The sequence below is a fragment of the Pseudomonas citrullilanati genome, from assembly GCF_030580855.1.
Classification (GTDB): domain Bacteria; phylum Pseudomonadota; class Gammaproteobacteria; order Pseudomonadales; family Pseudomonadaceae; genus Aquipseudomonas; species Aquipseudomonas citrulli.
Window position 1 is genome coordinate 1 of the sequence record NZ_JAUQOP010000037.1, and the last position, 26,513, is coordinate 26,513.

Here is a 26,513-nt window from a genome sequence, read left to right on the forward strand (position 1 = left end):
AATGTGATCTTTGGTCCGGTGATCCTAGGCCACGTCAACGCCAGGGACGCTAAAAACGGCTATGTTTCAATCAAAGTGTCACCTATGTGAATGCACTTTTTTGTAACCCATGTGGTTGTCCCGTACATTGCCCCACCACTCGGCACCTCGCCTATGGCTCGGTGTGCCCGAACGCCGGCATTGCTCCGTGGGCCGCCGCGAAGGGCCATCCATGGCCCAGCGCGGCTAACCCGGCATCCATGCCGGGTTGCCCACTGCGCAACACCGTCGTTCGGCCAGCGTGGTTAATGGGGCGTTCAAGATCAAAAGCAAAGCAAAAGCAAAGCTGTGTTCCGGTGGGCCTGTGTCCTTTATTGTGGGAGCGAGCTTGCTCACGATGGCGGCCTGACAGCCAACCAGTCTCTTTCCTTTATCGCCAATCCCCTGTGGGAGCGAGCCTGCTCGCGATGGCGACCTGCCAGCCAACCAGTCTCTTTCCTTTATCGCCAATCCCCTGTGGGAGCGGGCTTGCTCGCGATGGCGGCCTGACAGCCAACCAGTCTCTTTCCTTTATCGCCAATCCCCTGTGGGAGCGAGCCTGCTCGCGATGGCGGCCTGACAGTCAACCAGTCTCTTTCTCTTTTATCGCCAATCCCCTGTGGGAGCGAGCTTGCTCGCGATAGCGGCTTGCCGCCCAGCTACGCTACCAACCCCCACACCCGCTCAATGCACCACTGAATTTGGCGGCAGGTGCCCCAGTCGTTCCGTCAGTCGGATTCGCTGGATCGGATCGTCGCTGAGCAGCAGGGCATGTTCCAGGTCGAAGCGTTCGGCGTTGGGGCAGTCGAGCCGTTGGTACAGGCTGGCGCGGGCCAGGTAGTCGGCGGCGCTGGCGTTGCCCAGTTCCAGCACGCGTTCGGCGTCGATCAGGGCGGCGATGTATTCGTCGTTCGCCAGGTGCAGTTGGCGCAGGTTGCGCGACAGTCGCTGGAGCATCTGCATCGGCTCGGCATTGACCAGGTGTTCGGCCTTGAGCGGCATGTTCGCGCCGTATTGGCGATGCAGCAGGTCCCGGCAGTCGTGAGGATACAGCCGGCGTCCGCCGCAGGGGTCGAGCAGGTGGTCGGCGCCGGGGACTTTCAACAGGAAGTGCCCGGGGAAGTTGACACCGACCATCGGAATCTCCAGGCCTCGCGCCAGTTCCAGGGCAATCAGGCCCAAGGCCAGGGGTTGCCCGCGCTTGCACGCCAGGACCTTGTCGAGCAGCGCCGCCCGCGGGCGTAGGGGGGTGGCGTCGTCCTGGGCGAATCCCAGGTCGTTGAGCCGTCGCAGCAAGGGTTGGGCCAGTTCGCTCACCGGCAGCATCGGCAGGCCATGGCTGACCCGTTGTTGCAGGTCCCTGAAATCGCGCAGCAAAGCCGGCACGTCCACGTCGCGATCGTGTTCGGCGGCGATCCACAGCGCGGCTTCGAACAGGGCCGGTGGCGAGCGGTGCAGGCAGGCAAAAAAGGCTTGGCGCGGTTTCATCGACACTCTCCGGGCTATGCCCCCGTTGTAGCCCCGCCATTGATTTTCGTCCAGTCGCGGGCCTGCACAGTCACCGGTTATGCCGAAAAGACTGGCGGCCCTGGGCACTTATGCCGGTGTGTTTCAGCAAATTTCGAGGGCGCGCCTATACTGGCGAAACGAACAAAGTGATTCGGGAGCCTTTCGATGTTCGCTCTCATGCAAAGCTCCCGCCTTGAATCGCTGCACTTAAGCGTAGACCCGATAACCGGGTTGAAGGCGGTGATTGCCATTCATTGCAGCCGTCCCGGGCCCGCCCTGGGGGGGTGTCGTTACCTTGCCTACCCTGATGACGAAAGTGCCGTGGCGGACGCCGTGCGCCTGGCCCAAGGCATGAGCTACAAGGCCGCGCTGGCCGGCTTGCCGGTGGGTGGCGGGGTGGCGGTGATCATGCGCCCGGCTCATGTCGAAAGCCGCGCCGCGCTGTTCGAAGCCTTTGGCCGTTGCATCGAGCAACTGGACGGGCGCTACATCACCGCCATCGACAGCGGCACGTCGGTGGCCGACATGGATTGCATCGCCCAGCAGACCCGCCACGTCACCAGCACCACGGCCTCGGGCGACCCCGCGCCCCACGCGGCGATGGGCGTATTCGCCGGGATCCGGGCCACGGCCATGGCCCGCCTGGGCAGCGATAACCTGGAAAGCCTGCGGGTGGCGATCCAGGGCCTGGGCAATGTCGGGTATGCCCTGGCCGAACAGCTGCACGCCGCCGGTGCCGAATTGCTGGTCAGCGACATTGACCCTGGCAAGGTGCAATTGGCGATGGAGCAACTGGGCGCGCACCCGATCGCCAACGATGCGCTGCTCAGCACGCCTTGCGACATCCTCGCCCCCTGCGGCCTGGGTGGCGTGCTCAACAGCCACAGCGTGGCGCAACTGCGCTGTTCGGCCGTGGCCGGTTCGGCCCATAACCAGCTGAGCAACCTGCAAGTGGCCGATCAACTGGAAAGGCGCGGGATCCTCTACGCGCCGGACTACGTGATCAACTCTGGCGGCCTGATCTACGTCGCCCTCAAGCACCGTGGCGAAGAACTGCCCACCATCACCGCGCACCTGTCGAAGATCGGTGCGCGGTTGACCGAAGTCTTCGCCCACGCCCAGGCGGAGAAGCGCTCACCGGCGCGGGTGGCCGATGAGCTGGCGGAGCGCTTGTTGTATCGCTAGCCGTTACCAGCCCACGCGCGATCACGGCCGGCCACCCTCGGCGACGGTGACGGTTTTGCTTTCGCGGGTGCAGGTCAGTGCGAAATGGGCCACGAGGCCGAAGATCAGCCCCCAGAACGCGGCGGCCAGGCCGAGGAAACTCATGCCCGACGCCGTTACCAGGAAGGTGATCAGCGCGGCTTCCCGTTGTTTCTCATCCGCCATGGCACCAGCCAGGCCGGCACTGATCGCACCGAACAAGGCCAGGCCGGCCAGGGAGGCGATCAGCTCCTTGGGCAGGGAGGAGAACACCGACGCCAGGGTCGCGCCGAAGGTGCCCATCAGCAGGTAGAACACGCCGCAGGCAATCCCGGCGATGTAGCGCTTGTCGCGCTCCTCGTGGGCTTCGCGACCGGTGCAGATCGCGGCGGTGATGGCGGCCAGGTTGAAACCGTGGGAGCCGAAGGGGGCCATCAGGACCGAACCGATCGCGGTGACCGAAATGATCGAGCGCGCCGAGGTATCATAGCCCGAGGTACGCAGTACGGCCATGCCGGGGACGTATTGGCCGGTCAAGGTCACCAGCGCCAGTGGCAGGCCGATGTTGATGATGGCGTGCCAGTTCCATTCCGGTGCGATGAAGATCGGGTGGGCCACCGCGATGGTGATCGAACCGCCATTGAGTTCCCCCAGCGCGGCGGCCACCGCGCAGCCGACGATCAGCACCGAGAGGATCGCGTAGCGAGGTGAAAAGCGCTTGAACAGCAGGTAGGCGGCGATCATCGCCAACACCAGCGCCGGTTGCAGCTTGATGGAGGTGAACAGTTCGGCACCGAAGCGAAACAGGATGCCGGCGAGCATGGCGGCGGCAATCGCCTTGGGCAGGCGGCTCATCAGTTTATCGAAGGCCCCGGACAAGCCGATCACGGCGATGAGCACCGAGGCCACCATATAGGCGCCGATGGCCTGGGGCAGGCTGACGGTGGGCAGCATCGACACCAGCAACGCGGCGCCTGGCGTTGACCACGCGGTGATCACCGGCACTCGCAGGCGCCAGCTCAGGAACAGGCCGGTGATCCCGCTGCCGATGGAGATGGCCCAGATCCATGAAGACACCACGTCATTGGGCAGATGCGCTTCCTTGGCGGCTTGGAACACGATGATGAGCGGGCCGGCATAGGAGATCACCACGGCGATGAAGCCCGCGATGACCGCCGACAGGGATAGATCCTTTCTGAACATGTTCATGAGGTCTCGGCTTGGCGCGACGGCTACGCGCAGTGAGTAACGGATTGAGTCGATTGAATTGATTCGACATCAGTGTATTTGAATAAATTGAATTGATTCAATAGGGCGAAGAATTGACGCGAAGCATTTCGATGATTATTGAGGAGTTATTTGTATATATCTATTTGATTTATATAAAAATAATATCTACTGATTTTATTTTTTGCTTAAAGCGTGTTACCCCGTCGATCGAATCAATCGACTCAATTTGCAGAGTATATTGAATAAATAGCGTCCGAGCGCCCTGTGATATGCTCGGGTGATTCAGCATTTCTACGATGGGCAGCGGTCATTCATGTGGGTTCCCCAGCTAAGCGAGTTCAACCAGCCGATGTATCTGTCGATCGCCGATGCGTTGGCGCGCGACATCGGCAGTGGCGTGTTGAAGGAAGGTGATCGCCTGCCGACCTTGCGGGAGCTGGCCACCACCTTGAACGTCACGCCCGGCACCATCAGCCGGGCCTACAGCGAGGCCCATCGGCGCCGGCTGGTGCGGGGGGAGGTGGGACGCGGTACTTACGTGCTCAACCAGAAGCAGTCGGAGGCGTCGGCCACTCACGGCGCCTCGCCGCTGAACCTGGGGCAATCGGAATGGCTCGATCTTTCGATCATCAAGCCCTACAGCGCAACCCTGGAGCACTGGCTGCGCGATGCGCTGGTGGACATGGCCAAGAGCCCTGATTTCGCCCGCACCCTGGATTACGCACCGGATGGCGGGCACCCGGCGCATCGCGAGGCGGGTGCGCAATGGTTGCGTCATTCGTTGCCCGATGCGCAATGGCAGCAAGTGGTGATCACCGCCGGGGCCCAGCATGGCCTGATGGTCGCGATGAGTGCCCTGACCAATGCCGGCGACCTGGTGCTCTGCGAAGCGCTCTGCTACCCCGGGATCATTTCCCTGGCCCACGGCCTTGAGCGCCGCCTGCGGGGCGTGCCGATGGATGACGAAGGCATCCTGCCCGATGCGTTGCGGGAACTGTGCCTGCGGGAAAAACCGGCGATGCTGGTCTGCGTGGCGACCTGCCAGAACCCGACGGCGGCGATCATGTCCCAGGAGCGCCGGGCCCGGATCGCGGCAGTCGCCGAGGAGTTCGACTTCATCATCCTGGACGACGACATCTATGGCTTCCTCGCCACCGATCCCTCGATCAAGCCGCTCTCGGCGTTCGCACCGGATCGCTCGGTGTACCTGACCAGCCTGTCGAAGTCGATCATGCCGGCGCTGCGTGTCGGCTACCTCTACAGCCCGCCGAAGCTGCTGTCGCGGCTGACCTCGATGGTGCGCAGCAGTGTCTGGATGCCGTCGCCCCTGACCGCGCAGTTGGCCAGCCATGTGATTACCGAAGGCCTGGACAAGCAGTTGGTCCGCATCCAGCGCAACGAGGCGGCGGAACGACAGGCGATCGCCCGGGAAATCTTCGCCAATGTCGAACTCAAGACCCAGCCTCACTCGTATCACGTCTGGTTGACCCTGCCCGAGCCATGGACCAGCGACGAGTTCGCCATGCTCGCCCGCGCCAACGGCGTGCTGGTGCTCAGTGGTACCCAGTTCCAGGCTGAGCGTTCCGGTACGACCCGGTGCGTGCGGCTGGTGCTGATGTCCCCGACCAGCCAGGGGGAGTTGCGCTTCGCCCTGACCAAGCTCGCCAGCCTGATCGATTCCGACCCGCGTCGCTACTACTGAAAAAGCTCGCAGCCTCCGACGGCGCCTGCAGGTGAATTCCTGCAAGCACCGTCGGAGGCTGCGAGCTTTTGCTTATTCGTCCGACGGATTGAGCAGTTCGGACAAGGCGTCCGGCTGGCTCTTGAATGCCTTGGCGAACACATCGCGGTTCTTCGCCATGTAGATCCCGGCTTCCTCTACCTGTTGCTCACTCAGCGATGGCACCGCTTTGTGCAGCACCTCGGCCAGCAATTCAGCGAGTTCCAGCATTTTGTCATGACGGTCAGCTTCGGCTTTATCCATGAACAAGCGCTCCAGATCTCGGCTGCTGCGGTATACCACTTCGACGGCCATTCACCACCTCACATGCCTTCACATTGGTTGTCTGTATGACTACTGTATTTATATACAGGCAAAAGAATAAGCGAATCCCTGCCCTTTGGGTAGTGGCTTTTTAATGTAGACCGATTTCGGCGTTTGTCGTGAAGGCCCGTAAAGGCGATTTTCCTACTCGACGTGCCGCATGCAGGCCTGTGGCCATCTCATCGTGAGCCGCTGGCCTTTTTTCTGCATGCAGAAACGTCACGTCCAACCCGCATCATCCGGTCGAGTCGACCTAAGGAATCACATCGTGAAAATCAACTGGGCCGAGAACCTGCGCCAGAATGTGCATCAACTGGCCGAATCGTTGGGCAACCTGTTCGTCGAGACCTTCCACTACCTGGCGCTGTTCGCCATCGGTGCGGTGACCGCGTGGGCGGCGGTGATGGAGTTCCTGCAGATGATCGAGGCGGGACACATCAAGATCGATGACATCCTGCTGCTGTTCATCTACCTGGAGTTGGGGGCGATGGTGGGGATCTACTTCAAGACCAATCACATGCCGGTGCGTTTCCTGATCTACGTGGCGATCACGGCGCTGACGCGCCTGCTGATTTCCAACGTTTCCCACCATAGCCCGCCGGACCTGGGCATCATCTACCTGTGCGGCGGCATCCTGCTGCTGGCGTTTGCGATCCTGGTGGTGCGCTACGCTTCGTCGCAATTTCCTTCGGTGAAGATCGAAAACCCGCACCGCAAGGTGGGTGCGGGTTCCAGCGAGCATGCCGAGGTGGAGAAGGGCGAGATCTAGTGCCCTGTCTCGCAGATAAGCTGTTCACTTCTGGCGGCGTCTTGAGTGCCCGGCCGGCGTCGCCACCCGCCGGGCCACTCGCTAAAAGAGAACGTATTTGCGCGACAGGACACCGGCCGAGCCGCCTACTGGAGACCGGCTGCGGAGGAGGTTGCGCCCTGTGCCTGGGGAGGAGGCAGCTTGATGTTATCCCCGCCGGTCATGGCCTCGAGGATGGCCACGGCGCTGTGGCCCTGCTCGATGGCTATGCCGAACTGGATGCTCTGCACCAGGCGGCGCAGGCGTTCCGGGTCATTGCGCTGCTGGGCGCTGATCATGCGCTTGGCGACGACGCGGCCGCTCTTGGACAGGGTCAGCATGATGCTGCCGTCCAGTCCCTGGATGCTCAGGTTGATTTGATAGTGCGGCGCAAAAGCGTCGGTAATGATCTGAAAAGGGTTGTCCATGATGCGTCACCGCCTGATTGAACGTGCAGTTGTTGACCGGCCTTGATCGGGATTAGTTCGCAACACCGGACCATCGGCCATTCCTTGATCGTGTCCATCGGTTTCCCGGGCCCCACGGGTGACAACCCGGGGATCGTGACCCGTGGCGGCTCCGTCATGGGATAGCAAGGGGCATGCCGGAAAAATCGTCGGACAATGTCGGCGGGGGCCGCTATCGGGATGGGCGGGAATGAACGGGCGACACCTGCCCGTTTCGGGGCGCGATGTTCATCGGCGGTGCAGCTTCGAGGGTTTTTTTCGGGGAGGGTGTGGCGGGGCAACTCCCGACATTAACAGCGCTTTTGTCGGTTGTCCGGCTTTATTTGCAAATGAATATTTATCTTTTTTCAGGGGTTGAATTGTTCTCCCGCCAGCCCGACTCTGTATTCAAGGGGTCGTTGCACCTACCGTCGATGACCCCCGGCGAGCTAGCTGAAATAAGGGATGAACTATGCAAATCCAAGTCAACAGCGATAACCATGTTCAAAGCAGCATCCGACTGGAGGAGTGGGTACGTACTACCATCGAAAGCACGCTCGAACGTTATGAAGAAGACCTGACACGGGTTGAAGTCCATTTGCGGGACGAGAACGGCGACAAGCCGGGGCCCCATGACCTGCGTTGCCAGCTGGAAGCACGGCCAAAGGGCCATCAGCCGGTTTCCGTGACGCACAAGGCCGATTCGCTGGAGCTGGCGATCGAAGGTGCGGCCACCAAGCTTGAACATGCCCTGGAGCACCTGTTCGGCAAATTGCGCGGCAAGCGCGCTGCCAGCGCGGCGCCGACCGAATCGGTCGCCTTGGCCGATGCGCTGCTGGAAGAAGAATTCCTGGAGAACGAACGGGCCACGCTTCACGGGTGACGCCGGTTCACTTCAAACCCCATCGGAAAAAGGGCCTGCATTTGCAGGCCCTTTTGCTTGGACGTCGGTTGATCACGTCGCCAGGAACGCTTGCCGATACTCTCCCGGTGTCGCGCCCAGCGCCTGGCGGAAACGATTGGTGAAGTGACTGGCGCTGGCAAATCCACAGGCCAGTGCCACTTCGCCCAGTGGCCGCGAGGTGTTGCGCAGCAACTGCCGCGCCCGTGCCAGGCGCCGAGCCAGCAGGTATTGATGGGGTGGCAGCCCGAAGCTTTCACGGAACATTCGCGCGAAGTGATATTCCGATAACGCGCACAGGGCCGCCAGTTGTCCGAGGCTGATGGCGTCGGCCAGGTGGCTGTCAATGTAGTCCACCAGCAGGCGCCGCTGGTGCGCGGCCAGGCCGCCCTTGAGACGAAGCCCCTGGCGCTGTCCGACCTGGCTGAGCAGCAGGTGATCGAGCAGCTCATGGGCCAGGCTGGAGGTCAGCAATCGTTCGCCGGGCTCGTCCCAGTCCAGGGCGATCAACTGGCGGAAACGCCGGGCCTGTTGCGGGTCGTCGAGGAAAGTCGCTTCGCACAGTTGCGCCTGGCGAGGCTCGCGGTCCAGCAGCGTGACGCAGCCGAGGGCGAATTGTTCCGGGCTGAAGTACAGGTGTGCCAGGCGAATATCGCCGTTGATGACCCAGGCCGACTCGTGCCCGGCCGGCAGGATGCAGAGTTTGCCGGGGCCTCCGGTGGTGGCGGGCCGTTCCCGGCGAAACGTGCCGGTGCCGCCGGCGATGTAGCACGACAGCGTATGGTGGGTCGGCGCTTCATAGTCCCGGGCGTCGTGATGATTGCTCCACAGGGCCGCTGCCATGCCATCGCCCAGCTCGGCGCTATGCTCGAGCCGGGCATTCGGCGAACTGGCGAGGGCTTGGAAGACTTGCAGGGTGTGCAGTGTGGGCATGATCGGTTCTCTCCAACGCCTTGCATCCTACTCCGTCGGCCGGTCGCTGCCAGCCCGGCCGCCGACAAAACCGCAAGTTTATGCAAGTGCCCGGTGGGCCGCGCCGTGATACTGGGGGCCATTGTCAGGAGCTGCCGCCATGAACCTCTCGTTGTACCTGCTCACCGTACTCATCTGGGGCACGACCTGGATCGCACTGAAACTGCAATTGGGCGTCGTCGCCATCCCGGTATCGATCGTCTACCGCTTCGCACTTGCCGCGCTGATCCTGTTCGCGTTGCTGCTGCTCAGCCGGCGCCTGCAGGTGATGAATCGACGCGGCCACATGATCTGCGTGGCCCAGGGCCTGTGCCTGTTCTGCATCAATTTCATGTGTTTCCTCACTGCCAGCCAATGGATTCCCAGCGGTTTGGTCGCCGTGGTGTTTTCCACCGCCACGCTGTGGAACGCCCTCAATGCCCGGGTATTCTTCGGCCAGCGAATTGCCCGCAACGTGCTGCTGGGCGGCGCGCTGGGGTTGTCGGGGCTGGCGTTGCTGTTCTGGCCGGAGCTGTCCGGCCACCGCGCCAGTCCGCAGACCCTGCTCGGGTTGGCGTTGGCGCTGTTGGGCACGTTGTGTTTCTCGGCGGGGAACATGCTGTCGAGTCTGCAACAGAAGGCCGGCCTGAAACCCTTGACCACCAACGCCTGGGGCATGGCCTATGGCGCGATGATGTTGGCGGCCTGGTGTGCGTTCAAGGGCATTCCCTTCGACATGGAATGGAGCACTCGCTACATCGGTTCGTTGCTGTACCTGGTGATCCCGGGGTCGGTCATCGGTTTTACCGCCTACCTGACGCTGGTTGGACGCATGGGACCGGAGCGGGCAGCGTATTGCACGGTGCTGTTCCCGGTGGTGGCGTTGAATGTCTCGGCGGTTGCCGAAGGCTACCAATGGACGGCGCCGGCACTGTCCGGGCTGGTCTTGGTCATGCTGGGGAACGTGCTGGTGTTTCGCAAGCCGCGGCCAGCGCCCATGAGCGTCGCGCTGGGTACGCGCTGAGCCCGTCATGACCGTGGCGGGGAGCCCGCGCCCTCGCCACGGTCATGGGGTGCGGGTTATTTCCAGACTTGCGGGTTGACTAGGTTCTGCGGTCGCTCGCCCAGCAAAGCACTGCGCAAGTTATCCACCGCAAGGTTGGCCATGGCCTCACGGGTTTCGTGGGTGGCCGAGCCGATATGGGGCAGCGTGACGGCATTGTTCAATTGAAACAGCGGCGATTCGGCCAGCGGTTCCTTTTCGTAGACATCCAGCCCGGCGCCGCGAATGCGCTGGGTTTGCAGGGCGTCGATCAACGCCGCCTCATCCACCACCGGGCCACGGGAAATGTTGACCAGGATGGCGCTCGGCTTCATCAGGGCCAGTTCACGCTGGCCGATCAGGTGGCGGGTCTTGTCGTTCAATGGCACCACCAGGCAGACGAAATCCGCTTCGGCCAACAGTTGGTCCAGCTCGCGAAACTGGGCGCCCAACTGGTTTTCCAGGTCGGTCTTGCGGCTGTTGCCCGTGTAGAGAATCGGCATGTTGAACCCGAACCGGCCACGGCGGGCGACGGCTGCGCCGATGTTGCCCATGCCGACGATGCCCAGCGTCTTGCCGTGCACATCCGTGCCGAACAGTTGCGGCCCCACGGTGGCTTGCCACTGCCCGGCCTTGGTCCAGGCATCCAGCTCCGCGACGCGACGGGCGCTGCTCATCAGCAAGGCGAAGGCCAGGTCGGCGGTGCTTTCGGTGAGCACGTCGGGGGTGTTGGTCAGCAGGATCCCGCGCTCATTGAAATAGGCCAGGTCGTAGTTGTCGTACCCCACGGAGATGCTGGACACCACTTGCAGGTTCGCGGCGTTTTGCAGTTGCTCGCGCCCCAGCTTGCGACCGACCCCGATCAGGCCGTGGGCGTGGGGCAGGGCCTCGTTGAATTGGGCATTGATGTCGCCCTTGGACGAATGGGGCACGATCACGTCGAAGTCCTGTTGCAGGCGCTCGACCACTTGGGGCGTGATACGGCTGAAGGCGAGTACGGTTTTTTTCATCGTGCGAGGCTCGTCTGGCAGGGAATACCAAGCACGCTAACATTCCTGGCGCGGGTTAGGCGAGAGGCGAACGCCTATTTCCGGTACGCGACTGAGGTGCGATGGCGGTGTGGGGGCGGGCTTGCTTGTGATCGCGGGGTGGCCGGGAATATTGGGGCAGCTGACAGTGCGCAATCGCGAGCAGGCTCGCTCCCACAGTGGGCTTTGGCTCCCACAGTGGGCTTGGCCGGACGATCATGCCGCCCGCAGCGAAATGAACGCGTAGGTGAGCGGGGCTTCGGTCACGATGCGGGCGCCGCTGGCGGACACCTGGCTGGCGATGTCGTCGCCGGAGAGATGGAATTGCCATTCGCCGGCCTCAGGCGCCACGGGCTGCGACTGCACCTGGCCGATGACCGTGGCGAAGGCGGCCATGTCCGGCAGGTAGGCCGTGAAACCATCCCCCTTCAGCGCCGTGGTGCGGATGCCCAGGGCAGAGCAGATTCGCTCCTTGGTCGCGATATCCTCTCGGTCCGCCTGGCGCGAGCGTTCGATCAGGGTCGCCAGCTCTCCATCGACCAGTTGACCGCCGACGATCAATTGCGGCCCGGTCTCCCAGGATTCCGGCGGGCAGTCCTTGGCGGCAGGGTTGAGCGGGATGTGCGGGTTGATTTCCATCGGGTAGATGCGGCACACCAGCGGCCGGCGCTCGTAGATGCGGCACAGGTTGTCTGCGTCAAGGTTGCGGCAGCGGCCGGCGTTATAGGCGGCGAACGTGATCGCCACCCGCGCATCGGCGCTGCCACTGCGCACTGCCGCCGAACGCCGTTCGGCGTGTTCGCGTTGCGCGGTGGGCAGGCCGAGGCCGTTGGCCAGGAAGGCCTCCACCAGGACAATGACCTGGCCGCCGTCTTCGGCCCACATCCGGGCCTCCGCGAGGGTCAGGGGGACATGGTGGTCGGAACAGCACTTGCCGCACCCTACGCAGGAAAACCTTGTGTTCATTGAACGCCCGATCGCAAATGGCTGGAAAGCGGCGACAGAAAAACGCCGCGATGAGCCGGGCGAAGCAAGTTATGCGCCACTCACCGGTCGGGCGCCGCAGGGCGGATCGAGTCCCACTCGGTCACATGGGCCGTCTTGGTTTTCTTGCGGTAGAGACACAGCTCGGTGCCGCGGGTCCCTTTCATGTGTTTCTGCGGGTATTGGCCCCGCAGCAACAGCGCGGTGTAGCCGACGCGATCATCGAATTGCGCGGCGGTGCCCACCGGTTCGGCGTTCTTCAAGCCACTGGCCTTGATGCAGCTGGCCAGCACGGCTTTGTCGTAGGCAGCCCAGGCGTCCGGGCTGGAGGCTTGGGCCTGGGCGGCCAGGGCAGTGACGCCAAGGAAAATCAATGCGTGGGTGTTCATCGAAGGGCCTTGTTCGAGGAAGTCAGGGCAAGAGTATGCCTGAGGTTACCGGTCGATGATCGCTCCCGCGCCGCCACGCGGGAGCCGCCGCTACCACTCAGTGACCCTGTTCGGCCACGGCCTTGGCGGCCGTGATCAGGCACTTGGTCAGTTCAGGCGAGGAGAACTTGGTCAGTACGCCATTGGCCCCGGCCAGCCGCGCCTTCTCGCTGTTCATGGCGCTGTCCAGGGAGGTGTGCAGCAACACGTAGAGATGGGCGAAATCCGGTGTTTCCCGCAGGGTCCGCGTGAGGGCGTAGCCGTCCATCTCGGACATCTCGATGTCGGAGACGATCAGGTTGATCTGCCCGGCGGTGCCTTGCAGGTCCAGCAGGCATTCGATGGCTTCCTTGGCGCTGCGGGCGGTGTGGCATTGCAGGCCGAGGTTGCGCAGGGTGTGCACCGACTGTTGCAGCGCGACCTGGCTGTCATCCACCACCAGGATCCGGGCGTTGCCCAGGACTTCGGCGTCTTCCATGCTCAACTCGGTGGGCGCGGTCTCGATCTGGGCTGGCGCGATGCCGTGGATGACCTTTTCGATGTCGAGCACTTGCACCAGGGTGCCGTCGACCGATGTCACGCCGGTGATGAACGCCCGCACGCCGCCGGAGCCATAGGGCGGCGGCTTGATGTCGGTGGTCAGGCAATGGACGATCTTGCTCACCGCCTGTACATGCAGGCCCTGCTTGGAGCGGCTGACATCGGTGACGATCAGGCAGCCGCCGTCCGGATCTTCCAGGGGCCGCTCGCCGATGGCGCGGCTCAGGTCGATCACTGACAACGAGGTCCCGCGCAGGGTGGCGATGCCTTTGACGTGGGGGTGCGATTCCGGCAGCTTGGTCAGCGGCGGGCAGGGAATGATTTCGCTGACTTTGAGCAGGTTGATCGCCATCAGCTTGCCGCTGCGCAAGGTAAACAGCAGAAGCGAAAGAGAATCTGCGCGGGCTTTGTTGGAAGACATAAAAACCTTCTGTGGAAAAAGGTGGGGCGAGCGTGAAGATCGCCAAAACAGCTCGTGATATTGGGTTATCGACCCGTTGGGGGCAGGCTTTAGGGGGAAACCTGTGGCGAGGGGATTTATCCCCGCCGGGGTGCGCGGCAGCCCCCCAGGAGCGATGAGTCACGGTCCGTTCGACACTCCCAAGCGAGCCGATTCAGGATTGCTGCGCAATCCAACGGGGATAAATCCCCTCGCCACAACGGCGGTTGGCATAGCAGATGGCGGTTACTTAAGCCCCAACCGTCGCGCCATCCGCCCCAGGTTCGCGCGGTCCAGGCCCAGCTCGCGGGCGGCGCTGGCCCAGTTGTGCTGGTGGCGTTCCAGGGCCGCGTCGATCAGTTTGCGCTGGAATTCATCGACGGCTTCGCGTAGGTCGCCGGTGACGCCCGTCATGTCGGGCGAGGGGGCGAGGGCGGGAGACGCGGCGTTGTCCACCGCGACTTGGGGCAGGTCGAGGTCCTGGGCGCCGAGGCTGAGGATTTTCGGGCGCACCGGGCAACGGCCCAGGGCTTTCAAGGCGCTACGGCCGATCAGGTGCTCCAGTTCGCGCACATTGCCCGGCCAGTCGTAGGCCAGTAGCGCGGCCTGGGCATCGGCGCTCAGGCGCAGGCTGCCCAACCCCATGCGCGAACGGTTCTGCTCCAGGAAGAAGCCGCTGAGCAACAGGACATCCCGACCGCGATCGCGCAGCGCCGGCACCTGCAATGGGTACACACTCAGGCGATGGTAGAAGTCGGCCCGATAACGGCCGTTGCGCACTTCTTCGGCGAGGTCGCGATTGGTGGCTGCGATCAGCCGCACGTCGACCCGGTGTTCCTTGTCCGAGCCCAACCGTTGCAGCTGGCCGCTTTGCAGCACTCGCAACAGCTTCGCCTGGACGGTCAGCGACAACTCGCCCACTTCGTCGAGGAACAGTGTCCCGCCGTCGGCCAGTTCGAATTTGCCGCGCCGGTCGCTGGTGGCGCCGGTGAAAGCGCCCCGTACGTGGCCGAACAATTCACTTTCCACCAGCGTATCCGGCAGCGCCGCGCAGTTGAGGCTGATCAGCGGCTGCTCGGCGCGTTTGGACGCGGCATGGATGGCCTGGGCGACCAGTTCCTTGCCGACCCCCGTTTCGCCGGTGATCAGCACGGTCAGGTCGCTGCTGCCCACCAGGTTGATCTCTTCCACCAGGCGCTTGTGGGCCTTGCTCTGGCCGACCATGTCCCGAGGCTGCTGGCCGCTGGCCTGGCGGTAGACCTCGGCGCGACGGTGCTCGTCTTCGGCCTTCAAGGCCAGGCGCTCGATCCGTTCGGCCGCACTGACCGTCGCCGCGGCCAGGCTGGCGAAGGCTTGCAGGGCGCTGAGATCGATGGGTTCGAAGCGTCCCGGGTCCAGCGCATCGAGGGTCAGCAAGCCCCACGGGCGCTCGTCGACGAACAAGGGGCAGCCCATGCAGTCATGGACTTCAAGGTGTTCGTCCAGGCCTTCCACCAAGCCGTCGTACGGGTCGGGCAGGGGGCTGTCGGCCTCGAAACGGGTGGGTTCAGGGTTGGCGAGCAGCGCCTCGAAGCGCGGGTGCTCGCTGACTCGGAAGCGCCGGCCCAGCGTGTCGGTGCTCAAGCCGTCCACCGCCAGCGGCACCAGGCAGTCCCCATCCAGGCGTAACAACGCCGCGGCGTCGCAGGGCAGCAAGGCCCGAAGGGCACCGAGCAGGCGACGATAACGTTCGCCTTCAGGCAGTTCGCGAGACAGGTCGGCCACCAGGGGCAGCAGGGCGGTCAGCAGGGTAGTTGCAGTCATAATGACTCCATGTAGTCATCAAGACTATAAGTCGGGTTGTGTCCTTATGACTACTTTATTTATAAACTGTTGATAAATAACAATAAAAAAATTGGCACGGAACCTGATAAGACAAGGTATCAGTCCACATCAGGAGTCACCTTCATGCTCAGTCAAGAACAACGCGCCATCATCCGTGCCACCGTTCCATTGCTGGAAAGCGGCGGCGAGGCACTGATCACCCACTTCTATCGCATGATGCTGTCGGAGTACCCGCAGGTGCGCCCGCTGTTCAACCAGGCTCACCAGGCTAGCGGCGATCAGCCCCGGGCGCTGGCCAACGGCGTGTTGATGTATGCACGGCACATCGACCAGCTCGACCAGTTGGGCGACCTGGTGGCGAAGATCGTCAACAAGCACGTCGCCTTGCAGATCCTGCCGGAGCACTACCCGATCGTCGGGGCCTGCCTGTTGCGGGCGATTGCCGAGGTGCTGGGCGAAGAAATCGCCACCCCCGAGGTGATCTCCGCGTGGGCGGCGGCCTACAACCAGCTGGCCGATATCCTGATCGGGGCCGAGTCCGGCCTGTATGAACAGAAAGCCGCGGCCCCGGGTGGCTGGCGTGGCGAGCGCACGTTCGTCCTGGCGGCCAAGGTGCAGGAGAGTTCGGAGATCACCTCGTTCTACTTCGAGCCGGCGGACAAGGGCCCGGTGCTGGTCGCCGAGCCCGGCCAATACATCGGCATGAAGCTGGCCCTGGACGGTGAGGAAGTGCGTCGCAACTATTCGTTGTCGGCCCTGGCGGACAACGGCCAGTACCGGATCAGCGTCAAGCGCGAGCCAGGTGGGCGCGTGTCCAACTACTTGCATGACCATTTGCAGATCGGCGACAGCATCCAGCTGTTCCCGCCGTCCGGGGACTTCTACTTGACGGCCAGCGACAAGCCGCTGGTACTGATCAGTGGCGGCGTCGGTATTACCCCGACCCTGGCCATGCTTCAGGCGGCGTTGCAAACCGAGCGTCCGGTGCATTTCATTCACTGTGCGCGCAACGGTCGTGCCCATGCGTTCCGCGACTGGCTCGACGACCTGGCCAAGCGGCACCCACAGCTCAAGCGTTTCTATTGCTACGCCGAAGACGACGGCGTGAGCCCGCCGGCCGACAAGGTCGGGTTGCTGAGTGAGGCGCAACTGGCGCAGTGGCTGCCGGAACAGCGTGACCTGGATGCCTACTTCCTCGGGCCGAAGGGCTTCATGGGCGCCGTCAAGCGCCATCTCAAGGCCCTGGGCGTGCCGGATGGGCAAAGCCGCTACGAATTCTTCGGGCCGGCGGCGGCGCTGGAATAGTCGGCCGGGTGACCGGGTTGCCTGGATCGCGAGCAGGCTCGCTCCTACAGTGGGTTCGGTTTCAACGCCGGAAAACCTGTGGGGGCGAGCCTGTTCGCGACGAGGCCTGCCCGCCCAACCCTTCATCCATCCTCTCGCCCCATTAATCCGCGCTTAACCCTTCTCCTGTCTATTCCCTGCAAAGTTGCCGGCGGCCGCTCGTTCACTGTCATGGACAGCGTGTAGACTTCGGCCATCCGATGGCGCGCCGAGTGTTGCAAGGCTGCGCGTTGATCCATGTAGACAAAGGGAAACGCAATGAATGAGGAAATGACGCGGTTGGGTCGTGAGCGACGCTACCTGGTGTTGCTGGGGCTGATCTGCCTGGCGTTGATCGGCGGCGCGCTGTACCTGCAAGTGGCCCTCGGCGAGGCGCCATGCCCGCTGTGCATCCTGCAGCGGTATGCGCTCTTGCTGATCGCGATCTTCGCCTTTATCGGCGCGGCCATGCGCACCCGTCGCAGCCTGACGATCCTGGAAGGGCTGGTGGTGCTCAGCGCCCTGGCCGGCGCCGGCGTGGCGGGGCATCACGTATACACCCAGTTCTTCCCTGCCGTCAGTTGCGGTGTCGACGTGCTGCAGCCCATCGTCGATGGCCTGCCACTGGCGAAGATCTTCCCGCTTGGCTTCCAGGTCGATGGCTTCTGCTCCACGCCCTACCCGCCGATCCTGGGCCTGTCCCTGGCGCAATGGGCCCTGGTGGCCTTCGTACTGACGGTCGTGCTGGTGCCGTTGCTGGTGTCGCGCAATCGCAAGTCACTTCGCTGAATTTCTCGATCAGACGCCCCGGATGCTCACCAGCAGAGCCGGGGCGTTTTCGCTTCAGCCTGGCGGCGGCACGTCCTTGATCCGGGACAAGAATGGCCTGCGACAATGTGCGACATGTTGTCACATATCGGCGGTCCTACCGCCTTTCCGAGGCTGAATAAACACTGGCTGCTGTAACAAAAGAGAGACGTATTTTGTCCGGCGCCGCTCATGGCCAACAGGCATTTTTAACAGCGAAGCGGTGGGCGGCCCAGGCCCCGTAAATCAGGCGCTTTGCCGGCAAATAAACCTGTTCAGAACCCCTCGGCCTGTCTAAATCGGGGGCAGTAGGCCTACCTTTTTTGGGGTTCTTGTTGAGAATCGATTTCGATAAGATGCTGGCCTGTTGCAATTTCGGTGAAGGATTATTGCCGGATCGGAGAAAAATTATTTCGGGAAGAAACATGGTCTACAGCGCCTCAGCTCACTACAATCGCCCGCACCGATTTTCCGACCCCGGCTCAAGCCTTGAGCACGAGAGTGGTCGAAGGGCGCCAGCGCCCCATGCGACCCCAGGTGTCGGAGCCTCCAACTACCCGCACCAAATGGACTTGGGCTTGTACTAGGCCTTTTGACCAACGAATAAGAACTCACTGCTGGCCCGGGATGTATCGAACAGCGTCTGACGTTCGAGGGGCAGCCCTTATTCAATCCAAGAAAAATGCCAACCCTTGGCAGGGTGAAGTGTTGGCGATCAAAACCCAACTGCATTGCGCAAGCTGCTTTAGAGGTCGTGAGATGAGTAAAAACAGGTACCCCCGATTACTAGGCTTGTTGCCGTTGCTCGGCACGTTGCTGCTGGGAGGCTGCAACATGACCTTGCTCGATCCCAAGGGCCAGGTCGGCCTGGATGAGCGCAACCTGATCATCACCGCCACGCTGCTGATGCTGCTGGTGGTCGTGCCGGTTATCGTCATGACCTTCCTGTTCGCCTGGAAATACCGCGCGACCAACACCCAGGCCACGTACACGCCGAAGTGGTCGCATTCGACCAAGATCGAAGTGGCGGTGTGGACGATTCCGGTGCTGATCATCATTGCCCTGGGTTATGTCACCTACAAGTCGACCCACGCCCTGGACCCGTACCGTCCGCTGGATTCCGACGTCAAGCCGCTCACCATCGAAGTGGTTTCGATGGACTGGAAGTGGCTGTTCATCTATCCGGAACAAGGCATCGCCACCGTCAACAAGATCGTGTTCCCGGCCCACACGCCGATCAATTTCAAGGTCACCTCCGACACCGTGATGAACTCGTTCTTCATTCCGGGCCTGGGCGGCCAGATCTACGCGATGGCGGGCATGCAGACCAAGCTGCACCTGATTGCCAACCAGAACGCCGAGCTCGACGGTATCTCCGCCAACTACAGCGGCGCGGGTTTCACCGGCATGAAGTTCAAGGCAATCGCCACGACCCAGGAAGAGTTCGATGCCTGGGTCAACGATGTGAAGAAGGCACCTAAACAGCTTGAAAAAGCTGAATACGAAGCCCTTTCCAAACCGAGTGAGAACAACCCAGTCGAACTCTATTCGTCGGTCACGCCGAACCTGTTCCAGACCATCATCGACAAATATGAAGGGATGAATCCGGGCAAGCCGATGCACCACGAGAAGAAAGAGAAGGAAGTGGCTCACAACATGGAAGGGATGGACATGAGTTCGCATTCAGCTGCCGGGGCAGAGGAGTAAACGATGTTTGGTAAATTAAGTTGGGAAGCGATCCCGTTCCACGAGCCGATTGTCATGGTGACCCTCGCCATCATCGCGCTCGGTGGCCTGGCGCTGTTCGCGGGCATCACTTACTTCAAGAAGTGGACCTACCTGTGGACCGAGTGGCTGACTTCGGTCGACCACAAGAAGATCGGCGTGATGTACGTCATCGTCGCCATGGTCATGCTCCTGCGCGGCTTCGCCGACGCCATCATGATGCGTACCCAGCTGGCCATGGCCACCGAGGGTTCGCCTGGCTACCTGCCGCCTGAACACTATGACCAGATCTTCACCGCCCACGGTGTGATCATGATCATCTTCATGGCGATGCCATTCTTCACCGGCCTGATGAACCTGGCGCTGCCGCTGCAGATCGGCGCCCGTGACGTGGCATTCCCGTTCCTGAATTCCCTGAGCTTCTGGCTGCTGGTGTCCGGCGTGGTGCTGATCAACGTGTCCCTGGGCGTTGGTGAATTCGCCAAGACCGGCTGGGTCGCGTATCCGCCGTTGTCGGGCCTGCAATACAGCCCGGGCGTCGGGGTGGACTATTACATCTGGGCGCTACAGCTATCCGGGTTGGGGACGACGTTGACGGGGGTCAACTTCCTCGCCACCGTGCTGAAAATGCGTACCCCTGGCATGAAGCTGATGGACATGCCGATCTTCACCTGGACCTGCACCTGGGCCAACGTGCTGATCGTCGCTTCGTTCCCGATCCTGACCGCTACCCTGGCTTTGCTGACGCTTGACCGCTACATGGATTTCCACATTTTCACCAATGAACTGGGTGGGAATCCGATGATGTACGTGAACCTGTTCTGGGCCTGGGGTCACCCCGAGGTGTACATCCTGATCCTGCCGGCGTTCGGTATCTTCTCCGAAGTCATCTCGACGTTCTCCGGCAAGAAACTGTTCGGCCACCACTCGATGATCTACGCCAGCGGCGCGATCTCGGTGCTGGGCTTCATGGTCTGGCTGCACCACTTCTTCACCATGGGTTCGGGGGCCAGCGTCAACGCCTTCTTCGGCCTGGCGACGATGCTGATTTCGATCCCGACCGGGGTGAAGCTGTTCAACTGGCTGTTCACCATCTACCAGGGGCGCCTGCGCTTCACCAGCCACGTCATGTGGACCCTGGGCTTCATGGTGACCTTCGCCATCGGCGGCATGACCGGTGTACTGCTGGCCATCCCGGGTGCCGACTTCGTCCTGCACAACAGCCTGTTCGTGATCGCCCACTTCCACAACGTGATCATCGGCGGCGCGGTGTTCGGCTACATCGCCGGCTTCGCCTTCTACTTCCCGAAAGCGTTCGGCTTCAAGCTGCACGAAGGTTGGGGCAAGGCAGCGTTCTGGTTCTGGATCAGTGGCTTCTTCGTCGCGTTCATGCCGCTCTATGTACTGGGCTTCATGGGCATGACCCGTCGCCTGAACACCACCACCAACCCTGAGTGGGTGCCGTACCTGTACATCGCCATGTTCGGCGCAGTGATGATCGCCGTGGGCATCGCCTGCCAGCTGATCCAGCTGTACGTCAGCGTGCGTGATCGCAAGAAGCCAGAAAACATGTGCGAACACGGTGACCCGTGGAATGCCCATACCCTGGAGTGGTCGACCTCGTCGCCACCACCGTTCTACAACTTTGCCGTGCTGCCGAAGGCCGACGTCATCGACCCGTTCACCGAAGCCAAGGAAAACGGTACCGCGTACCAGGTTCCGGCCAAGTACGAACCGATCCACATGCCCAACAACACCGCCACCGGCGTGGTCATGGGCGTCCTGTTGACGGTGTTCGGTTTCGCGATGATCTGGCACATCTGGTGGCTGGCCATCGCGAGCCTGGTCGGCACCGTGACGTACTTCGTGATTCATGCGGCCCGTGACGACCAGGGCTACATGGTGCCGGTGGATGTCATCGAGCGCATCGAAGCCGAGCAGCACAAACGTCTGGTCGCGGCCGGGAAGATCCCAGCCTCCGCCACCCGTGTTGAAACCTCGTTGGAACAGGCTTAAACCATGTCGAACTTAGTGACCAATGTTGGACACGCCCATGGCCATGACCATGGGCACGATGACCATCACCACGACTCGGGCGAGATGACCGTATTCGGTTTCTGGCTCTACCTGATGACCGACTGCATTCTGTTCGCGTCGATCTTCGCGGCGTACGCGGTGCTGGTTAACAACGTCGCCGGTGGCCCGTCGGGCCACGACATCTTCGAGCTGCCTTACGTACTGGGCGAAACCGCCTTGCTGCTGTTCAGCTCGATCACCTACGGCTTCGCCATGCTGGCGTTGTTCAAGGGCAAGAAGAACCAGGTCCTGGGCTGGCTGGCCATGACCTTCCTGTTCGGTGCCGGCTTCATCGGCATGGAGATCAACGAGTTCCACATGTTGATCTCCGAAGGCTTCGGTCCTAACCGCAGCGGCTTCCTGTCGGGCTTCTTCACCCTGGTCGGCACCCACGGCCTGCACGTGACCAGCGGCCTGATCTGGATGGCGATCATGATGTACCAGGTCCAAAAAAGCGGCCTGACCGCCACCAACAAGACGCGCCTGAGCTGCCTGAGCCTGTTCTGGCACTTCCTGGACGTGGTGTGGATCTGCGTATTCACCGTTGTTTATCTGATGGGGACCCTGTAAATGGCTAACGCACATTCCCACGATGGCCACGACGCCGGCCACGGCAGCGTCAAGTCCTACGCCATCGGTTTCATCCTGTCGGTGATCCTGACCGTCATTCCGTTCGGCCTGGTGATGTACCCGTCGCTGCCCAAGAGCCTGACCCTGTGGATCATCCTGATCTTCGCCGTGGTCCAGGTACTGGTGCACCTGGTGTACTTCCTGCACCTGGACCGCTCCGCTGCCCAACGTAACAACGTGGTCGCGTTTGTCTTCGCCGCGATCGTGATTGTCCTGCTGGTCGGCCTGTCGTTGTGGATCATGTTCAGCATCCACACCAACATGATGGCGCACTGAGGAAAGTCCGGATGTCCTTAAAGCACTTTATCCAAATCACCAAGCCGGGGATCATTTTCGGTAACGTGCTTTCTGTGGCAGGCGGGTTTTTCCTGGCCTCGAAAGGGCATGTCGATCTGGCCATCTTCCTGGCGGCGATGATCGGCACGTCCCTGGTGGTCGCGTCGGGTTGCGTGTTCAACAACTGCATCGACCGCGACATCGACATCAAGATGGAGCGCACCAAAAACCGCGCGCTGGTCCAGGGCCTGATCCCGGTGCAACTGGCCCTGGCGTTCGCCACGGTGCTGGGCGTGGCCGGGGTGGCGTTGCTGTATCGCGTGGCCAACCCGTTGGCGGCGTTGTTCGCGGTGATCGGCTTTGTGATCTACGTCGGCCTCTACAGCCTGTACCTCAAGCGCAAGTCGGTCCACGGCACGCTGGTGGGCAGCCTGTCGGGGGCGATGCCGCCGGTGATCGGCTATGTCGCGGTGAGCAACAGCTTCGACATGGCTGCGCTGACGCTGCTGGTGATGTTCAGCCTGTGGCAGATGCCGCATTCCTATGCCATCGCGATCTTCCGCTTCAACGACTACCTGGCGGCCTCGATCCCGGTGCTGCCGGTCAAGCGTGGCATCCGGGTGGCCAAGAAGCACATCCTGCTCTACATCCTGGCCTTCCTCGTGGCGACCTTGATGCTGACCTTCAGCGGCTACGCCGGCATGAGCTACCTCGCCGTCGCCGCCGCCATGGGCATGTACTGGCTGTACATGGCCTGGACCGGCTACAAGGCGGTGGATGACACGGTCTGGGCACGCAAGCTGTTTGTGTTCTCGATCTTCACCATCACCGCCCTGAGCGTGATGATGTCCCTGGACTTCAAGGTGCCAAGCGAGCTGCTGCTCACCTACGCCCCTTGAACCCCACCGTTACAAAAAAGCCCCGCCTTCGAAAGAAGCGCGGGGCTTTTTTGTAACGGTGGGGTATGGATTGGCTGTCATTCGTCGCAATAGATTCTGGTTTGTTGAACTGTAGGCGATTTGCCTATAGTGATTCCTCCAAAGCGCCATAGAAGCCGAGTTGAAAGTACGAGGTACCTTATGAAGAAGCGCGATCTGTTCGCCGAGATGATGCAAGGTGTCGAGGAGATGGCCACGCATCGCAAGGGCAAGATGACCCTTCGCCAGACATCGATCGAAGATAAACCGGTTCCAGAGGTGTCGGCCCGGGAAATCGTCGCGTTGCGCGACAAGCTCCACATGTCTCAAGCCGTTTTCGCCAGGAGCATCAGGACCAGTCCCGGCACGCTCAGGAACTGGGAGCAGGAGAAGTCCAAGCCTAACGCCCAGGCGGCCTTGTTGATCAAATTGGTCGAGAAGTTTCCAGACATGGTCGAACGGCTTGGCGCCGTTTGAGTCATTGACACCCATGAAAAAGCCCCGCCTTCGAAAGAAGCGCGGGGCTTTTTCATGGGGTTGTCAATGTGTCTGCGCTGGACACATGTTCGACAAACGCTGCTGACCCATGTGTGGGAGCGAGCTTGCTCGCGATAGCGGTGTGTCAGCTTGCGAGGATATTCAGCCTGCTGGCGCCATCGCGAGCGAGCTCGCTCCCACAAGGTAAGCAACCGGGCCTTATTGCTGGGCGATGCTGTAGCCGTCGAAGGCCTTTTGTTGTTGCAGGGCGGTGATGATGCTCTTGCGGGTGACCGGTTGTTCGGTGCCGTCGTTGTCCAGGAACAGGTCGTTTTCCAGTTCGGCGTCGTCGCCTTCGCCGACGAAGCTGAAGCCGAGGAACTCGAAGGCTTCGCGGTCGACGTTCGGCTTGGAGCGCGGTGTGCGCAAGGGCAGGGTCACGCTGATGCCGTCCTTGCTGATGACAAAGACTTCGGCGTCCTTCTTGGCGCGCGAGGCCTTGCCCTTGCCACCGCTCGGGTTGCTGATGGCCTGGTGGGTCTGGTTCAGCACCTTCAATGCCAGGCCGTAGACCAGTTCCTGGAACGCCGGGTCGTCCTTGTAGCTGGAGAGGATGCGGCTGATCGGGAAGCGGCTGCTCAGGTCTTCCAGCGCGGCGAAATCGGCGGCTTCGGCGTCCTTGAGCTGTTTGAGCTGGCCCATCAGTTCGTAGGCCTTGTCATCGTCGAGCGCGTCGTGAGCCTGGCGGATGGCGGTGCGCAGCTCGCGGATCTGGTCGCTTTCGCGGTTCGACTGGAAGGCATCCAGGACCATCTCGCTGATGCTTTTGGCCTGGGGCAGATGCTGTGAAAGATTGATGGAGTTTTCGTATTCCGCTTTGGACGAGAGGGTGGCTACGGATTCAGCGGTATTGGAATCGGACATTGAAATTTCACTACTTCTGTTAGCGGGATGAGGCGAGAAAGGCGTAGAGCTTTTTCCGGCCGACTAATCTATTGGACGCGGGCAGTGTTGTCACGGCCGGACCGTTGGCCGGTGCGCATTTGTTGCCGTGCACGCGGTTCAACCGCCCATCAGCGCCATCAGGTGCAGGGCATCGGCCGTCGCGGCCCCGCTGGCGGTGTTGTCGAAGATGCACCAGGTCGGCGTGTCCGGGTCTGTCTTCAATTGCGCGGCCAGTCGTGCCAGCCAGGTTTCGTCATACGCCGAGTAGTAGATCCGTGGCGAACCGTGCAGGCGGTAGTAACGAATGCCGGGCCAGCCGGCGGGCTGGTCGCCTCCGGGCAATGGCGATGGATCGGCCGCGACCCGGCCGATGCGCTCGGCCTGCAACAGCGCCATGGCCTGGGGCGCAAGCCAGCTAGGGTGCCGCGGCTCCAGCACCACCTGGCCCTGGTAGCGGTCACGCAAGGCCTCGAAGAATGTCCGGGCAACGGCGTCATCGAAGGCCAGTGATGGCGGTAATTGAATCAACAGGCAGCCCAGCTTTTCCCCCAGTTGCGAGCACTGCCCCAGGAACTCATCCAACCGTCCGGCGCAATCAATCAGGCGCCGTTCATGGGTGATCTGCTTGGGCACCTTGACCGAAAACCGGAAATCCGCAGCGACGCTGTCGGCCCATTTGGCATAGGTGGCGGGACGGTGCGGGCGATAGAACGAGCTGTTGATCTCGACGCCGGTGAATCGGGCACTGTAGCGCTGCAGATGGGTTCCGTCGGCGGGGAACGCAGGCCAGTGCTCACGGGGCAGCGACCAGCCGGCGCAGCCCAGGTAGAGACGGGAAGGTGATGGGGATCGAGTCGGCAAGGTCGAGAACCAGATGACAAGGGATACCCCTTACGACCGCTGCACCCGCCGCAAAGCTGCATTCTTTTTTGCTGGGGTTGCTACCGGGCTATTCGCAGATCACATTCTTGCCCGCCAGTTTGGCGCGGTACAGCGCCTGGTCCGCCCGGTCCAGCAGCGCCGCTTGTTGTTCATCGTCGCGGCGCTGCACCACGCCGAAACTCATGGTGATCTGGAAGTCGCCCACCGGCAGTAGGTCGGACAGGCCCCGGCGAACGGTTTCGGCCACCAGCCGGGCGTCGGCCAGGGACGTATTGGGCAAGATCAGGATGAACTCATCGCCGCCCCAGCGCGCCAGCAAATCGCCGTCGCGCTCGCTGCGCCTGACGCTCTGCACCACTTGCACCAGGGCCGCGTCGCCGAACGCGTGGCCGTAGCGATCGTTGATCTCCTTGAAGTCATCGACGTCCATGGCGATCAGGGACAAGGGCTCGCGAAAACGCTGGGCGCGCTCGCAGGCCAGCGGCAGGGCCTGCTCCAGGCGATAGCGATTGGCAACGCCGGTCAGCGCGTCGGTTTCGGCCAGCCTGCGGTTTTCGTCAAGCTGGACCTGCAACTGCTGGTTGACCCGGGACAGCTCGCGGGTGCGCTCTTCGATGACCGCTTCCAATGACTTGTTGCGCCGTTCCAGTTGCTCGAAGAGGCGCTTCTTGTCGTCGATGCTGCGGTGGGCGCCGAGCATGCGCGCCACCGTGCCGTCGGGGTTGCGGGCGATGATGTAGCCGCGATCCTCGATCCACAGCCAGCCGCCGTCGCGCATGCGGCAGCGGTATTCGGCCTGGTAGCCGGTGGCGCGCTGTTCCAGGTAGTCGTCGAACAACGCCATCACCCGTGGATAGTCCTCGGGGTGGATCACGTTTTCCCAGGTCAGCACGGTGTTGTTGAGGGAGTGGGGCTGGTAGCCGAGCATCGTGTACCAGCCGGGATTTCGGTAGACGAAGCCGGTGTTGGCGTTCCAGTCCCAGATGCCGTCGCTGACCAGTTCCAGGATGGTGTGCAGCACGCCTTCGTCAAGGTCCGACAAGTCGAACCGAAACGCATCCATGTTCGAGGCATTTCCCAT

General features: G+C 62.1%; 26 protein-coding genes. 13 read left to right on the forward strand and 13 right to left on the reverse strand.

Going from position 1 to position 26,513, the window contains the following annotated elements:
- Positions 1-702: 702 nt before the first annotated feature.
- On the reverse strand, positions 703-1,506 hold the full coding sequence (locus Q6A48_RS20700; RefSeq protein WP_304556098.1) for a SirB1 family protein: 804 nt from the start codon (positions 1,504-1,506) through the stop codon (positions 703-705).
- Between the two features lie 186 nt (positions 1,507-1,692).
- On the opposite strand from Q6A48_RS20700, the gene Q6A48_RS20705 reads away from it, so the two are divergent.
- A complete protein-coding gene (locus tag Q6A48_RS20705; protein ID WP_304556099.1) occupies positions 1,693-2,712 on the forward strand; it encodes a Glu/Leu/Phe/Val dehydrogenase family protein in 1,020 nt (339 codons plus the stop codon).
- A gap of 21 nt (positions 2,713-2,733) precedes the next feature.
- Here the strand turns inward: Q6A48_RS20705 and Q6A48_RS20710 are convergent, their stop codons facing one another.
- Positions 2,734-3,939 carry a benzoate/H(+) symporter BenE family transporter gene (locus Q6A48_RS20710; protein WP_304556100.1) on the reverse strand — a complete coding sequence of 402 codons (1,206 nt, stop codon included), beginning with the start codon at positions 3,937-3,939 and terminating at the stop codon, positions 2,734-2,736.
- Between the two features lie 334 nt (positions 3,940-4,273).
- Between Q6A48_RS20710 and Q6A48_RS20715 the strand changes: the two genes are divergently transcribed.
- The gene (locus Q6A48_RS20715; RefSeq protein WP_304556101.1) at positions 4,274-5,662 is read left to right on the forward strand and encodes an aminotransferase-like domain-containing protein; all 1,389 of its coding nucleotides are present in this window, start codon (positions 4,274-4,276) and stop codon (positions 5,660-5,662) included.
- 72 nt (positions 5,663-5,734) lie between these two features.
- On the opposite strand, the gene Q6A48_RS20720 is transcribed toward Q6A48_RS20715, so the two are convergent.
- Complete coding sequence (locus Q6A48_RS20720) at positions 5,735-5,995, reverse strand: YebG family protein (protein ID WP_304556102.1); 261 nt, start codon at positions 5,993-5,995, stop codon at positions 5,735-5,737.
- 277 nt (positions 5,996-6,272) lie between these two features.
- Between Q6A48_RS20720 and Q6A48_RS20725 the strand changes: the two genes are divergently transcribed.
- Positions 6,273-6,773 carry a phosphate-starvation-inducible protein PsiE gene (locus Q6A48_RS20725; protein ID WP_042728243.1) on the forward strand — a complete coding sequence of 167 codons (501 nt, stop codon included), beginning with the start codon at positions 6,273-6,275 and terminating at the stop codon, positions 6,771-6,773.
- A gap of 125 nt (positions 6,774-6,898) precedes the next feature.
- On the opposite strand, the gene Q6A48_RS20730 is transcribed toward Q6A48_RS20725, so the two are convergent.
- Positions 6,899-7,219, reverse strand: coding sequence for a DUF3509 domain-containing protein (locus Q6A48_RS20730; RefSeq protein ID WP_304556103.1), 321 nt, complete (start codon positions 7,217-7,219; stop codon positions 6,899-6,901).
- Between the two features lie 490 nt (positions 7,220-7,709).
- Between Q6A48_RS20730 and Q6A48_RS20735 the strand changes: the two genes are divergently transcribed.
- Complete coding sequence (locus Q6A48_RS20735; protein ID WP_304556104.1) at positions 7,710-8,120, forward strand: HPF/RaiA family ribosome-associated protein; 411 nt, start codon at positions 7,710-7,712, stop codon at positions 8,118-8,120.
- Between the two features lie 72 nt (positions 8,121-8,192).
- Here the strand turns inward: Q6A48_RS20735 and Q6A48_RS20740 are convergent, their stop codons facing one another.
- Positions 8,193-9,071: a helix-turn-helix domain-containing protein gene (locus tag Q6A48_RS20740; protein WP_304556105.1), complete on the reverse strand. Its 879-nt coding sequence runs from the start codon at positions 9,069-9,071 to the stop codon at positions 8,193-8,195.
- Positions 9,072-9,210: 139 nt separating this feature from the next.
- On the opposite strand from Q6A48_RS20740, the gene Q6A48_RS20745 reads away from it, so the two are divergent.
- Positions 9,211-10,113, forward strand: a complete 903-nt coding sequence (locus Q6A48_RS20745; protein ID WP_304556106.1) for a DMT family transporter — start codon at positions 9,211-9,213, stop codon at positions 10,111-10,113.
- Between the two features lie 56 nt (positions 10,114-10,169).
- Here Q6A48_RS20745 and Q6A48_RS20750 read toward each other — a convergent pair whose 3' ends face one another.
- The 5 genes from Q6A48_RS20750 to norR form a co-directional block, all read right to left on the reverse strand.
- Positions 10,170-11,141, reverse strand: a complete 972-nt coding sequence (locus tag Q6A48_RS20750; RefSeq protein ID WP_304556107.1) for a 2-hydroxyacid dehydrogenase — start codon at positions 11,139-11,141, stop codon at positions 10,170-10,172.
- Positions 11,142-11,375: 234 nt separating this feature from the next.
- On the reverse strand, positions 11,376-12,125 hold the full coding sequence (locus Q6A48_RS20755) for a YkgJ family cysteine cluster protein (RefSeq protein ID WP_304556108.1): 750 nt from the start codon (positions 12,123-12,125) through the stop codon (positions 11,376-11,378).
- Between the two features lie 80 nt (positions 12,126-12,205).
- Positions 12,206-12,532: a hypothetical protein gene (locus Q6A48_RS20760; RefSeq protein WP_304556109.1), complete on the reverse strand. Its 327-nt coding sequence runs from the start codon at positions 12,530-12,532 to the stop codon at positions 12,206-12,208.
- Positions 12,533-12,629: 97 nt separating this feature from the next.
- A complete protein-coding gene (locus Q6A48_RS20765) occupies positions 12,630-13,532 on the reverse strand; it encodes a chemotaxis protein CheV (protein WP_304556110.1) in 903 nt (300 codons plus the stop codon).
- A 264-nt stretch (positions 13,533-13,796) separates the two neighbouring features.
- A complete protein-coding gene (gene norR / locus Q6A48_RS20770; RefSeq protein WP_304556111.1) occupies positions 13,797-15,353 on the reverse strand; it encodes a nitric oxide reductase transcriptional regulator NorR in 1,557 nt (518 codons plus the stop codon).
- Positions 15,354-15,497: 144 nt separating this feature from the next.
- Between norR and hmpA the strand changes: the two genes are divergently transcribed.
- The 8 genes from hmpA to Q6A48_RS20810 all read left to right on the forward strand — a co-directional run bounded on the left by hmpA (position 15,498) and on the right by Q6A48_RS20810 (position 23,605).
- Positions 15,498-16,679 (forward strand): NO-inducible flavohemoprotein, encoded by a 1,182-nt coding sequence (gene hmpA, locus Q6A48_RS20775; protein WP_304556112.1) that lies wholly within the window; start codon positions 15,498-15,500, stop codon positions 16,677-16,679.
- A gap of 297 nt (positions 16,680-16,976) precedes the next feature.
- On the forward strand, positions 16,977-17,486 hold the full coding sequence (locus Q6A48_RS20780) for a disulfide bond formation protein B (protein ID WP_304556113.1): 510 nt from the start codon (positions 16,977-16,979) through the stop codon (positions 17,484-17,486).
- A 777-nt stretch (positions 17,487-18,263) separates the two neighbouring features.
- Positions 18,264-19,211 carry a ubiquinol oxidase subunit II gene (gene cyoA / locus Q6A48_RS20785; protein WP_304556114.1) on the forward strand — a complete coding sequence of 316 codons (948 nt, stop codon included), beginning with the start codon at positions 18,264-18,266 and terminating at the stop codon, positions 19,209-19,211.
- A 3-nt stretch (positions 19,212-19,214) separates the two neighbouring features.
- Positions 19,215-21,245 carry a cytochrome o ubiquinol oxidase subunit I gene (cyoB, locus tag Q6A48_RS20790; protein WP_304556115.1) on the forward strand — a complete coding sequence of 677 codons (2,031 nt, stop codon included), beginning with the start codon at positions 19,215-19,217 and terminating at the stop codon, positions 21,243-21,245.
- Between the two features lie 3 nt (positions 21,246-21,248).
- A complete protein-coding gene (locus Q6A48_RS20795) occupies positions 21,249-21,875 on the forward strand; it encodes a cytochrome o ubiquinol oxidase subunit III (RefSeq protein WP_304556116.1) in 627 nt (208 codons plus the stop codon).
- Positions 21,876-22,211, forward strand: a complete 336-nt coding sequence (cyoD, locus tag Q6A48_RS20800) for a cytochrome o ubiquinol oxidase subunit IV (protein ID WP_014340102.1) — start codon at positions 21,876-21,878, stop codon at positions 22,209-22,211.
- A gap of 11 nt (positions 22,212-22,222) precedes the next feature.
- Positions 22,223-23,110, forward strand: a complete 888-nt coding sequence (gene cyoE / locus Q6A48_RS20805) for a heme o synthase (protein WP_025211928.1) — start codon at positions 22,223-22,225, stop codon at positions 23,108-23,110.
- A gap of 180 nt (positions 23,111-23,290) precedes the next feature.
- The gene (locus tag Q6A48_RS20810) at positions 23,291-23,605 is read left to right on the forward strand and encodes a helix-turn-helix domain-containing protein (protein ID WP_304556117.1); all 315 of its coding nucleotides are present in this window, start codon (positions 23,291-23,293) and stop codon (positions 23,603-23,605) included.
- A 219-nt stretch (positions 23,606-23,824) separates the two neighbouring features.
- Here the strand turns inward: Q6A48_RS20810 and Q6A48_RS20815 are convergent, their stop codons facing one another.
- The 3 genes from Q6A48_RS20815 to Q6A48_RS20825 all read right to left on the reverse strand — a co-directional run bounded on the left by Q6A48_RS20815 (position 23,825) and on the right by Q6A48_RS20825 (position 26,513).
- Positions 23,825-24,529 carry a hypothetical protein gene (locus tag Q6A48_RS20815; protein WP_304556118.1) on the reverse strand — a complete coding sequence of 235 codons (705 nt, stop codon included), beginning with the start codon at positions 24,527-24,529 and terminating at the stop codon, positions 23,825-23,827.
- Positions 24,530-24,667: 138 nt separating this feature from the next.
- A complete protein-coding gene (locus Q6A48_RS20820; protein WP_304556119.1) occupies positions 24,668-25,411 on the reverse strand; it encodes a DUF72 domain-containing protein in 744 nt (247 codons plus the stop codon).
- An 88-nt stretch (positions 25,412-25,499) separates the two neighbouring features.
- Positions 25,500-26,513, reverse strand: coding sequence for a sensor domain-containing diguanylate cyclase (locus Q6A48_RS20825; protein WP_304556120.1), 1,014 nt, complete (start codon positions 26,511-26,513; stop codon positions 25,500-25,502).